The sequence below is a fragment of the Streptomyces sp. NPDC030995 genome, assembly GCF_055571215.1.
This window is the reverse complement of sequence record NZ_JBVIFS010000004.1, coordinates 159,414-170,931: the sequence shown is the minus strand read 5'-3', so window position 1 is coordinate 170,931 and position 11,518 is coordinate 159,414. Positions and strand designations below refer to the sequence as shown.

The following is an 11,518-nucleotide window of genomic DNA, read 5'->3' as shown; positions in this document are numbered from 1 at the left end:
GCCCCCTTTCGTGTGTCGTGCATAGCGTCGGACTGTGGGCACAATTGGCATGGCTTCGCAGGCTGGCCTACAGCGCGCAACGGATGGGGAGGCAGGAACGACGGTGGCGGAACGTAGCACGGCTGCCGTCGACGTGGCCGACAACAGCGGCGATGAGCCGCTGGCCGCTCAGGCGGCAAAGGCCACGTCCGACGGGGTGGACACCCAGAACGGACGAGCCGCGGACGGACCCATGCCCGACAAGGACGGCGAACGCACCAACGCGGCCCCTGCGGCCGCACCCGAACTCCACAGCGGCCACAAGCTCGCCAGACGCTACCGGCTGGAAGAGTGCGTCACCCGTGTGGACGGATTCAGCAGCTGGCGCGCTATGGACGAGAAACTGCGCCGGGCCGTGGGCGTCCACCTGATGCCCGCCGACCACGCGCGGGCACGCTCCGTCCTGGCCGCCGCACGCTCCTCCGCCCTCCTCGGCGACCCCCGGTTCGTCCAAGTCCTGGACGCCGTGGAGGAGAACGACCTCGTCTACGTCGTCCACGAGTGGCTGCCCGATGCCACCGAACTCACCGCGCTCCTCGCGGCGGGCCCCCTGGAGGCCCACGAGGCCTACCAGCTCGTCAGCCAGATCTCCCAGGCGATGGCCGCCGCACACCGCGAGGGCCTGGCCCATCTGCGGCTGACGCCCAGCGCGATACTGCGCACCTCCACGGGCCAGTACCGCATCCGCGGCCTCGCCGTGAACGCCGCCCTGCGCGGTATCACCAGCGACACCCCGCAGCGCGCCGACACCGAGGCGATCGGCGCCCTGCTGTACGCCGCCCTCACCCAGCGCTGGCCGTACGAGGACGACGCGTACGGCCTCACCGGCCTGCCCAAGGGCGTGGGCCTGATCGCCCCCGACCAGGTCCGCGCAGGTGTCCACCGGGGCCTGGGCGAGCTCGCCATGCGCGCACTCGCCAACGACGGGGCCACCGCCTCCCGTCAGGAGCCCCCCTGCACCACCCCTGAGGAGCTGGCCAAGGCCGTGGCGGCGATGCCCCGCATCCGGCCGCCGGAGCCCGCCTTCACGGCCCCGCCCGAGTACCAGCACACCACCTACCAGCAGGGCAACTACGGCCGCCCCACGCCGCCCGGCGTGACCGCCGCCCAGAGCCTGCCGGTCCCCCCGCCGCCGCCCCTGCAGAGCCGTACCGGCCGCGCCCTCAAGTGGGGCGTCGCCGCCCTCCTGATCGCCGCCCTCGGCCTGGGCAGCTGGCAGCTGGCCGACGCCCTCCTGGACCACAAAACCCGGAAGGGCAACAGCGGCACCAACAACACCAAGCCGGGCACCGACGACAACGGGGAGAAGAAGGAGCCCACTCCGCTGGCGGTCAAGGGAGCCCAGGAGTACTTCCCCGACGGCAACCCACAGGACGCCAGTGGTGTCTCGAACACCTACGACGGAGACGCCACCACCTACTGGCGCACCCGGAGCTACTACGACGGCCCCGAAGTGAAGATCAAGGACGGCCTCGGCATCGTCTACGATCTCGGCTCCGAGCAGGACGTCAGCGCGGCATCGATAGCGCTGAAGTACGGCGGCGACCGCACCACCCTCACGCTGTACGCCACCGACAAGTCCCCCAAGGGCTCCGTCAGCGCCATGACGAAGATCGCCGGCGCGACCACCTCGGAGACCGCCCTCCAGGTGACCGCCGAGAAACCGGTCAAGACGCGGTACGTGCTCCTGTGGATCACCGCCATGCCTTCAGCCCCACAGGACGAGTTCAGCGGCGCCGGCTTCAAGCAGGGCATCACGGACGTGAAGTTTTCGGGCTGACCGCACTACCGGGGAGGGGCTCACCGTTGGATGACACGACGCCCGGCGGCGGCAGCGACCAGGAACTCCTGGCGCTGCACGTCGCCGGGGACCCCGACGCCTTCGGGGAGCTCGTGCGGCGGCACCGGGACCGGCTGTGGGCCGTGGCCCTGCGGACGCTCGGCGACCGGGAGGAGGCCGCCGACGCCGTGCAGGACGCCCTCGTATCGGCCTACCGGGCCGCCCACACCTTCCGCGGGGAATCCGCCGTCACCACCTGGCTGCACCGCATCACCGTCAACGCCTGCCTCGACCGCGCCCGCAAGGCCGCCTCCCGCAGGACCGCTCCCCTCGACGACACGGACCGCCTGGAGCGCCTCCTGGAGCCCCACGAGTCCGCCGAGGCCCCCGCGGAGCGCCAGGACCTCCACCGCCAGCTCCTGGCCGCCCTCGGCACCCTCCCGGCCGAACAACGGGCCGCCCTCGTCCTCGTCGACATGCAGGGATACCCCGTCGCCGAGGCCGCTCACCTCCTCGGCGTCCCCACCGGCACCGTGAAGAGCCGGTGCGCACGCGGCCGGGCGAAACTCGTCCCGCTCCTCACTCATCTGCGCACGAATGCCGGGGATAACACCGCCGCCGAGCGGGGAAGGAACCGGACGCCGGGGACACCCGTCCCACCAGCGGCAGAACCCAGGCATCCAGACCCAGACGCTGTGAAGGGCGGAGGTGGACGACCGTGACCCCCCCGACGAGCACGACCGGCACGACGGGCACGATCAGGCACCCGGACGTCTCGGAGATCTCCGACCTCACCGAAGGACTCCTCTCCCCGTCCCGCACGGCCGAAGTCCGCCGCCACCTCGGCGCCTGCGCCCTGTGCGCCGACGTCCTCGCCTCCCTGGAGGAGATCCGCTCCCTCCTCGGCACCCTCCCGGGACCCGCCCGGATGCCCGCCGACATCGCAGGCCGCATCGACGCGGCCCTCGCCGCCGAGGCACTCCTCGACGCCACCCAGCCCCGCGACCAGGCCGCCCCGGCCCCCCGGCCGCGCACCACCGGCCGCGATGTTTCACGTGAAACATCGCCCGCGGGTCACCCGACCGGCCCAACCGGCCCCGGGCGGCGCCGCGCCCGCCGCCGGATCGCCGTCCTCAGCGGCCTGGCCGGAGCCGCCGCCTGCGCCCTCGGCCTCTTCCTGTTCGGCGACCTCACCGGCACCCCCACCGGCGACACCTCCGCCGGCACCAAGGCCTCGGACTCCACCGGCCGTTCCCCCGTCACCGCCGCCAACGGCGGCGACTACACCGCACAAGGACTCCGGGACAACGTCCAGCAGCTCCTCGCCCAGAGACAAACCACCAAGACCGTCCCGGGCGAACAGAACAACACCTACGGGATGGAGAACACCTCCCCCGGCGACCAGCGGGCGCTCCCCCCCGTCCCGCCGTGCGTCCAGGAAGCCACCGGCCACGCCGACGCCCCGCTCGCCTCCGAACGCGGCACCTACCAGGGCACCGCCGTCTACCTCCTCGTCCTGCCGCACCCGGACGACTCCGCACGCGTGGACGCCTACCTCGTGGACACCAGCTGTGAGAACACCGCCTCCACCACCCCCGGGAAGGTCCTCCTGACGAGCACCTATCCGCGCGGCTGACCCGATCAGGCCGTACCGGGGCAGTTGGGGAATGCATGCGCCGTAGGATCCGTTGGGTGGGGTGAGAGTCCGCACCGGCCCCCGGTAGGCAGCACGCAGTCCGCAGAAACGAGGAAGAAACCCGTGAGCGACGTCCGAAACGTGATCATCATCGGCTCCGGGCCGGCCGGCTACACGGCCGCCCTGTACACGGCACGCGCTTCGCTCAAGCCTCTGGTCTTCGAAGGCGCCGTCACCGCGGGTGGCGCCCTGATGAACACCACCGAGGTGGAGAACTTCCCGGGGTTCCAGGACGGCATCATGGGCCCGGACCTCATGGACAACATGCGCGGCCAGGCAGAGCGCTTCGGCGCCGAGCTGGTCCCGGACGACGTCGTGGCCGTGGACCTGAGCGGTGACATCAAGACCGTCACCGACACCGCCGGCACCGTGCACCGCGCCAAGGCCGTCATCGTCACCACCGGCTCCCAGCACCGCAAGCTCGGCCTGCCCAACGAGGATGCCCTCTCCGGCCGCGGTGTCTCCTGGTGCGCCACCTGCGACGGGTTCTTCTTCAAGGACCACGACATCGCCGTCGTCGGCGGCGGCGACACCGCGATCGAGGAAGCAACCTTCCTCTCCCGGTTCGCCAAGTCCGTCACGATCGTCCACCGCCGCGACAGCCTGCGCGCCTCCAAGGCCATGCAGGACCGCGCCTTCGCCGACCCCAAGATCAAGTTCGCCTGGGACAGCGAGGTCGCCGAGATCCACGGCGAGCAGAAGCTCTCCGGCCTCACCCTGCGCAACACCAAGACCGGTGAGACCTCCGAGCTGCCCGTGACCGGCCTCTTCATCGCCGTCGGCCACGACCCGCGCACCGAACTCTTCAAGGACCAGCTCGACCTCGACGACGAGGGCTACCTCAAGGTCGACGCCCCCTCCACCCGGACCAGCGTCACCGGCGTGTTCGGCGCCGGCGACGTCGTGGACCACACGTACCGTCAGGCCATCACGGCCGCGGGCACCGGTTGCTCCGCCGCCCTGGACGCCGAGCGCTTCCTCGCCGCCCTCGCGGACGCCGAGAAGGCCCACGCGACCGCCTGACCCCCGCACCAGCCCCACCCCACACCCCGCAGGAATGAAGAAGGAGGCCGCTGTGGCCGGCACCCTCAAGAATGTGACCGACGCTGACTTCGACGCCGAGGTCCTCAGGAGCGACAAGCCCGTACTGGTGGACTTCTGGGCCGCCTGGTGCGGACCGTGCCGCCAGATCGCGCCGTCCCTCGAGGCCATCGCCGCCGAGTACGGCGACCAGATCGAGATCGTCAAGCTCAACATCGACGAGAACCCGGCCACGGCCGCCAAGTACGGCGTCATGTCCATCCCGACGCTGAACGTCTACCAGGGCGGCGAGGTCGCCAAGACCATCGTCGGCGCGAAGCCGAAGGCCGCCATCCTGCGCGACCTCTCCGACTTCGTCGAGGTCAAGGCCTGAGGCGCTGAGGGCCCCTCCCAGCGGTAGCTGGGGGAGTTTCACGTGAAACGGGGCCGCCCCTTCCCTGGGGCGGCCCCGTTTCGCGCATCCGGCTCACAGCGGACGCAGCGCGGGCTCCTTGCGCGCCGCACCCAACAGCCGGTCCAACGCCAGCTCCACGTCCTCTTTCCAGGACAGCGTCGACCTCAGCTCCAGGCGCAGCCGCGGATGCGCCGGATGAGGCCGTACGGTCTTGAAGCCCACCGCCAGGAGATGGTCCGCGGGCAGCAGACACGCCGGCCCGTCCCAGCGCGCGTCCCCGAACGCCTCGATCGCCCGGAACCCCCGCCGCAGCAGATCCTTCGCCACCGTCTGGACCATGACCCGTCCCAGACCCTGCCCCTGATATCCCGGCATGATCCACGCGGTGATCAGCTGCACCGCATCCGGCGAGACCGGACTGGTCGGAAACGCGGTGGCCCGCGGAACGTAAGCCGGCGGCGCGTACAGCACGAACCCCACCGGAACATCGTCCACATAGACCACGCGGCCACATGATCCCCACTCCAGAAGGACAGCGGAGATCCACGCCTCCTTCTCCAGTGCCGGCGTACCCGCCTTCACAGCGGCCTCACCACTCACCGGATCCAGCTCCCAGAACACACAGGACCGGCAACGACGCGGCAAGTCCTGGAGGTTGTCCAGCGTGAGCGGTACCAGCCGACGACCCATGACCGCATCGTATCCACTGGCCCCTCGTTCTTCGACAGCAAAGCGAAGGGGCGGACCGCGCCGGTTCGCACCGACACGATCCGCCCCTCGGCGGCCCGGGGATCACTCCCCGGAAAGACCCTGCTCCAACACCCGGCCCTCGCCCGGCGCCAGCGTCCCCAAAATCCGCTCCAGATCCTCCATCGACGCGAACTCGACGGTGATCTTGCCCTTCTTCTGGCCCAGATCCACCTTCACCCGCGTCTCGAACCGGTCCGACAGCCGCGTCGCCAGCTCACTGAGCGCCGGAGCCACCCGGGCACCCGCCCGCGGACCCTTCGGCTTCACCGTGCTGGACGGCTCGGAGGCCATCAGCGTCACGATCTCCTCGACCGCACGCACCGACAGCCCCTCGGCCACGATCCGGTGCGCCAGCCGGTCCTGCTCCTCGGAGTCCTCCACCGAAAGCAGCGCCCGCGCGTGCCCCGCCGAGAGCACGCCCGCAGCCACCCGGCGCTGCACCGACGGCGACAGCTTCAGCAGCCGCAGCGTGTTCGACACCTGCGGACGCGAACGCCCGATCCGGTCCGCCAGCTGGTCATGCGTACAGCTGAAGTCCCGCAGCAGCTGGTCGTACGCCGCAGCCTCCTCCAGCGGATTCAGCTGAGCCCGGTGCAGGTTCTCCAGCAGCGCGTCCAGCAGCAGCTTCTCGTCGTCCGTCGCCCGGATGATCGCCGGAATGGCCTCGAGCCCGGCCTCCCGGCACGCACGCCAACGCCGCTCGCCCATGATCAGCTCATAGCGGCCCGGAGCCGACTGCCGCACCACCACCGGCTGGAGCAGACCCACCTCCTGGATGGAGGTCACCAGCTCGGCCAGCGCGTCCTCGTCGAACACCTCACGCGGCTGCCGCGGATTCGGCGTGATCGCGTCCATCGGAAGCTCCGCGAACGTGGCTCCCGCCACCACATTGGCCTCGGCCACCGCCGGCTCCGGCTCTTGCACCGGGACGACGGCGAGCGATGTTTCACGTGAAACATCGGCCTGCGCCAACGAAGCGAGCTTCGCCGCGGCGATCCCACGCTCCGACGTCATCACCGGCACCGACGACGGAGACGTCGACCCGGCACTGATCACCGGCGGCGTCTTCTCCTGCGGAGCCGCGGGAATCAGCGCACCGAGCCCCCGCCCCAGACCCCTACGTCGCTCACTCACTGGTTCCCCTCCGCCACACTCTGCGTGCTGTTCATGCCCGCGCCCAGATGGGCGTGCTGGGCGTCGTACTGCATTCCGACCCCCCGGAACGCGATCTCTCGCGCCGCCTCCAGATAGGAGAGGGAACCACTGGAACCCGGGTCATACGTGAGCACCGTCTGCCCATAGCTCGGCGCCTCGGAAATGCGCACCGACCGCGGGATGCTCGTCCGCAGCACCTCCTTGCCGAAGTGGCTGCGCACCTCCTCCGCCACCTGCGAGGCCAGCCGGGTCCTGCCGTCGTACATCGTCAGCAGGATGGTCGACACGTGCAGCGTCGGGTTGAGGTGGGCCCGCACCAGATCGACATTGCGCAGCAGCTGCCCCAGACCCTCCAGCGCGTAGTACTCGCACTGGATCGGGATCAGCACCTCCGCGCCGGCCACCAGCGCGTTCACCGTCAGCAGCCCGAGCGAGGGCGGGCAGTCGATCAGGATGTAGTCGAGAGGCTGCTCGTACGCCTGGATCGCCCGCTGCAGCCGGCTCTCCCGCGCCACGAGCGACACCAGCTCGATCTCCGCACCCGCCAGATCGATCGTGGCCGGAGCACAGAAGAGCCCCTCCACGTCCACCACCGGCTGAACGACCTCCAGCAGGGGCCGGCTGTCGACCAGCACGTCGTAGATCGACGGCACGTCCGCGTGGTGGTCGATGCCCAACGCCGTGGACGCGTTGCCCTGCGGGTCGAGGTCGACCACCAGGACCCGCGCTCCGTGCAGGGCCAGCGAGGCCGCCAGATTCACGGTCGTCGTGGTCTTGCCCACGCCGCCCTTCTGGTTGGCCACCACGATGACCCGGGTCTGCTCCGGCCGGGGCAGGCCCTCACCGGCACGCCCCAGCGCCTCCACGGCCAGCTGGGCGGCTCGGCCGATGGGGGTGTCGTTGTCTACAAGGGGCGGAGGCAATGTTTCACGTGAAACATCCTCACCCGCCGATTCAGAGCGGGGACCGGGGACCGGATCGGCCATCGGCCCCGCGAGGTTGGCGTCGGACCGCACGGTGTCACTCTCCTCGACATCAGGCTCGCGATGAACAGAGCCTGCCATGTCACCGGGGTCGCGAACCAGCGGGGCCCGTACTCCTGTGGATGAATCCACCGATGTGGACAACTCCGTCCCCCTTCCGTCCTTGCGGAGGCGGGGGGACGCAGCCGCACGACCGCGGCTGATGATTCCGTGCAGCAGAGAGCGACGTTTCACGTGAAACACGATGCCCGGACGGAGTCTTCAGGCCGCTACGACACTCCGAAATCCATACCTATAGGGCCCAACACGGATGAAATCTCCGCCCGAACCCCATACATCAGGCAATCAACGGCGCCGACGGACGCGTCCCACGCGGGCCGCCTTAGCCCGCTTGGCCGCGAACCTCACCCCACCGGGGCTCTCCCCGACCTCGACCCGCACCACCGTCGACAACGGATCCACCAGACCCTCGCCCACATGCAGCACCGAGGTCTTCACCACACCCAGCTTCGCCAGCGCGGTCTTCGCCGACACCAGCTCCTCATCGGCGGTGTCGCCCTTCAGCGCCAGCATCTCCCCGTACGGACGCAGCAGGGGCACGCCCCAGCCGGCCAGCCGGTCCAGCGGAGCCACCGCACGCGCCGTCACCACGTGCACCGGCTGCAGCTTGCCCAGAACCTCCTCGGCCCGCCCGCGCATCACCGTCACGTGGTCCAGGCCCAGCAGCTCCACGGCCTCCTGGAGGAAAGTCGTCCGCCGCAGCAGCGGCTCGAGCAACGTGATCTTCAGATCACGGCGCACCAGAGCCAGCGGGATACCGGGCAGACCCGCACCCGAACCCACATCGCACACGGTGACGCCCTGGGGCACCACCTCCGACAGCACAGCGCAGTTCAGCAGGTGCCGCTCCCACAGCCGCGGGACCTCACGCGGCCCGATCAGGCCCCGCTTGACTCCCGCGTCCGCCAGCAGCTCCGCATACCGCACAGCTTCCGGGAAAAACTCACCGAACACCGCGCGCGCCTCTTCAGGCGCCGGGGGAAGCTCAGCTGCCTCCGTCACGGGGACCGTCCTTCCGTACCGCATGGTTCTGAAAAACCACGTCTTCACGATGCCGCGTCATGCCACGTCGTTCACATGCCAGGCTGACAAACATCGGCCCCGCCTGCGACACAGACGGGGCCGAATACTCTCGCTACCGATCAGGCCGGGAGCACAACGACGAAGCGCTGCGGCTCCTCGCCCTCGGACTCGCTCCGCAGACCGGCGGCCGCCACGGCGTCGTGGACGACCTTCCGCTCGAACGGCGTCATCGGAGCCAGCTTCATCGGCTCACCGGACGCCTTCACATCCGCCGCCGCCTGGGCGCCCAGCGCCGCCAGCTCCTCGCGCTTCTTCGCACGGAACCCGGCGATGTCCAGCATCAGCCGGCTGCGGTCCCCGGTCTCCCGGTGCACGGCGAGGCGCGTCAGCTCCTGAAGAGCCTCCAGAACCTCACCGTCGCGGCCCACGAGCTTCTGCAGATCACGGCTGGCCGAGTCACTGACGATCGACACCGCGGCCCGGTCGGCCTCGACGTCCATGTCGATGTCGCCGTCCAGGTCGGCGATGTCCAGCAGACCCTCGAGGTAGTCGGCCGCGATCTCACCCTCCTGCTCGAGGCGGGTCAGGGTGTCGCCACTCTCAGCGGCGGCGGTGGTGGTGCCTTCCGTCACGGGAGGGACTCCTTCTTACTTCTTGGGAGAGGGCTTGCTGGGCGTCTGGCGCTGCGACTTCGACTGCCGCTTCGGCTGCTGCCGCTTCGCGGCGCCACCGCCGCTCGCCGCATCCGAGTCTGCCGTGGCCTCGGAACTCTTGGTCACGGAACCGTCCGGCTGGGCAGCCATGCCCTGCTTCGTCAGCGCCGTGATGAACTTGCGCTCGTTGTCGTTGCGGTCCGGGCCCTTGGCCACGATCGCCGCGACGATCTTCTTCTTGCCCCGGCCCTTGACGTCACCGTGCGAGCTGATGTGCTTCAGCAGGCGGGTCAGGTACTGGTCCTGCGCCTTGCTGCCCGGCGTCGGGTTCTGGTTGATCACGTACATCTGCTGACCCATGGTCCACACGTTCGTGGTCAGCCAGTAGACGAGAACACCGACGGGGAAGTTGATGCCCATGACCGCGAAGATCACGGGGAAGATGTACATCAGCATCTTCTGCTGCTGCATGAACGGCGTCTTGACCGACAGGTCCACGTTCTTCTGCATCAGCTGACGCTGGGTGTAGAACTGCGACAGCGACATCATGACGATCATGACGGCGGTGACGATCCGCACATCGGTGATCGAAGCGCCCAGGGCAGCGACCTTCTCGGAGCTGTCCATGAACTTGGCCGCCAGCGGGGCGCCGAAGATGTGGGCCTCACGCGCACTGTCCAGGAGCGGACCGTCGATGTAGCCGATCTTGTCGCCGTTGGCGATGCTCGCGAGCACGTGGTACAGCGCGAAGAAGAACGGGGACTGCGCCAGGATGGGAAGACACGAGGAGAGCGGGTTGGTACCCGTCTCCTTGTAGAGCTTCATCATCTCTTCGGACTGGCGCTGCTTGTCGTTCTTGTAGCGCTCCTGGATCGCCTTCATCTTCGGCTGGAGCGCCTGCATGCCTCGCGTCGCCTTGATCTGCTTCACGAAGAGCGGGATCAGACAGATGCGGATCAGGATCACCAGGGACACGATGGACAGGCCCCAGGCCCACCCACTGTCCGCACCGAAGACCGCCCCGTACAGCTTGTGGAACTGGACGATGATCCACGAGACGGGTGTGGTGATAAAGCTGAACAGACTGGCAATCGTGTCCACTAATCAGGCTCCTTGAGCATTGCGAGATCTACGCAACGCACTGCGCAGCTGCTCGTGCCAACGCGGGCGTTTACGAGGTGGGACATGGTCCACACCACCCGGGGACCACGGATTGCACCGCAGGATCCGCCAGGCGGTCAGAGCCGTCCCCTTCACCGCACCATGCCGGTCGATGGCCGTGTACCCGTAGTGCGAACACGACGGGTAGTACCGGCACACCGGGCCGAGCAGCGGACTGATCGTCCACTGGTACAGCTTGATCAAAGCGAGCAGCGGGTACTTCATCGAGCCACGCCTCCCAGGAGCCGCACCAGAGCGGCATCCAGGTCCCGGGCCAGTTCGTCGGGGCCGGCATCACCCGCTCCGGGCAACGCACGTACCACCACCAGGCTACCGGCGGGCAGCTGAGACAGCCGCTCCCGGACCAGATGGCGCAGACGCCGCTTCACCCGGTTACGTATGACGGCATTGCCGACAGCCTTGCTGACGACGAAACCCGCACGCGACGAGGGATCGATCTCCCCCGACTCGTGCGGGTCCGTTGCACCGCTTGTGCGTAGGTGGACGACGAGGAGCGGGCGACCAGCCCGACGACCTCGACGTACCGCGCTCGCGAAGTCCTCGCGCCGCCTCAGCCGATTCTCGGGAGACAGCACGACGTCACGACCTGCGTGTTGTTACGCGGAAAGGGCGGCGCGGCCCTTGCCACGACGGTTCGCGAGGATCGCGCGACCGGCACGGGTACGCATCCGCAGGCGGAAGCCGTGGGTCTTGGCACGACGGCGGTTGTTCGGCTGGAAGGTGCGCTTGCTCACTCGGGGGCTCCAGAGAATGAATCGTTGT

General features: G+C 69.1%; 14 protein-coding genes. 5 read left to right on the top strand and 9 right to left on the bottom strand.

The window, feature by feature from the left end; all coding sequences use genetic code 11:
- Positions 1-103 precede the first annotated feature (103 nt).
- From ACZ45T_RS09225 to trxA, 5 genes are all read left to right on the top strand, one after another.
- The gene (locus tag ACZ45T_RS09225) at positions 104-1,819 is read left to right on the top strand and encodes a serine/threonine protein kinase (RefSeq protein WP_468439054.1); all 1,716 of its coding nucleotides are present in this window, start codon (positions 104-106) and stop codon (positions 1,817-1,819) included.
- Positions 1,820-1,845: 26 nt separating this feature from the next.
- Positions 1,846-2,541, top strand: a complete 696-nt coding sequence (gene sigM, locus ACZ45T_RS09220; RefSeq protein WP_468439052.1) for an RNA polymerase sigma factor SigM — start codon at positions 1,846-1,848, stop codon at positions 2,539-2,541.
- On the top strand, positions 2,538-3,455 hold the full coding sequence (locus ACZ45T_RS09215) for an anti-sigma factor family protein (RefSeq protein WP_468439050.1): 918 nt from the start codon (positions 2,538-2,540) through the stop codon (positions 3,453-3,455). Before sigM ends, ACZ45T_RS09215 begins: the two co-directional genes overlap by 4 nt.
- Before the next feature lie 123 nt (positions 3,456-3,578).
- Complete coding sequence (trxB, locus tag ACZ45T_RS09210) at positions 3,579-4,538, top strand: thioredoxin-disulfide reductase (RefSeq protein ID WP_468439048.1); 960 nt, start codon at positions 3,579-3,581, stop codon at positions 4,536-4,538.
- A 52-nt stretch (positions 4,539-4,590) separates the two neighbouring features.
- Positions 4,591-4,929, top strand: a complete 339-nt coding sequence (gene trxA / locus ACZ45T_RS09205; protein WP_468439046.1) for a thioredoxin — start codon at positions 4,591-4,593, stop codon at positions 4,927-4,929.
- 93 nt (positions 4,930-5,022) lie between these two features.
- On the opposite strand, the gene ACZ45T_RS09200 is transcribed toward trxA, so the two are convergent.
- The 9 genes from ACZ45T_RS09200 to rpmH form a co-directional block, all read right to left on the bottom strand.
- Positions 5,023-5,640 (bottom strand): GNAT family N-acetyltransferase, encoded by a 618-nt coding sequence (locus ACZ45T_RS09200; protein WP_360897092.1) that lies wholly within the window; start codon positions 5,638-5,640, stop codon positions 5,023-5,025.
- 102 nt (positions 5,641-5,742) lie between these two features.
- Complete coding sequence (locus ACZ45T_RS09195; RefSeq protein ID WP_468439044.1) at positions 5,743-6,834, bottom strand: ParB/RepB/Spo0J family partition protein; 1,092 nt, start codon at positions 6,832-6,834, stop codon at positions 5,743-5,745.
- Entirely contained in the window at positions 6,831-7,919 is a 1,089-nt protein-coding gene (locus ACZ45T_RS09190) for a ParA family protein (RefSeq protein WP_468439042.1), read from the bottom strand. The genes ACZ45T_RS09195 and ACZ45T_RS09190 overlap by 4 nt, the downstream gene beginning before the upstream one ends.
- 264 nt (positions 7,920-8,183) lie before the next feature.
- A complete protein-coding gene (gene rsmG, locus ACZ45T_RS09185) occupies positions 8,184-8,900 on the bottom strand; it encodes a 16S rRNA (guanine(527)-N(7))-methyltransferase RsmG (protein ID WP_468439040.1) in 717 nt (238 codons plus the stop codon).
- 140 nt (positions 8,901-9,040) lie between these two features.
- Entirely contained in the window at positions 9,041-9,553 is a 513-nt protein-coding gene (locus ACZ45T_RS09180) for a Jag family protein (protein ID WP_030707720.1), read from the bottom strand.
- Positions 9,554-9,568: 15 nt separating this feature from the next.
- Positions 9,569-10,675, bottom strand: coding sequence for a membrane protein insertase YidC (gene yidC / locus ACZ45T_RS09175; RefSeq protein ID WP_468439038.1), 1,107 nt, complete (start codon positions 10,673-10,675; stop codon positions 9,569-9,571).
- Between the two features lie 3 nt (positions 10,676-10,678).
- The gene (gene yidD / locus ACZ45T_RS09170) at positions 10,679-10,960 is read right to left on the bottom strand and encodes a membrane protein insertion efficiency factor YidD (protein WP_076043740.1); all 282 of its coding nucleotides are present in this window, start codon (positions 10,958-10,960) and stop codon (positions 10,679-10,681) included.
- Positions 10,957-11,331, bottom strand: coding sequence for a ribonuclease P protein component (gene rnpA, locus ACZ45T_RS09165; protein WP_078848045.1), 375 nt, complete (start codon positions 11,329-11,331; stop codon positions 10,957-10,959). Before rnpA ends, yidD begins: the two co-directional genes overlap by 4 nt.
- A gap of 21 nt (positions 11,332-11,352) precedes the next feature.
- Positions 11,353-11,490, bottom strand: a complete 138-nt coding sequence (gene rpmH, locus ACZ45T_RS09160) for a 50S ribosomal protein L34 (protein ID WP_008741645.1) — start codon at positions 11,488-11,490, stop codon at positions 11,353-11,355.
- Positions 11,491-11,518: the final 28 nt, after the last annotated feature.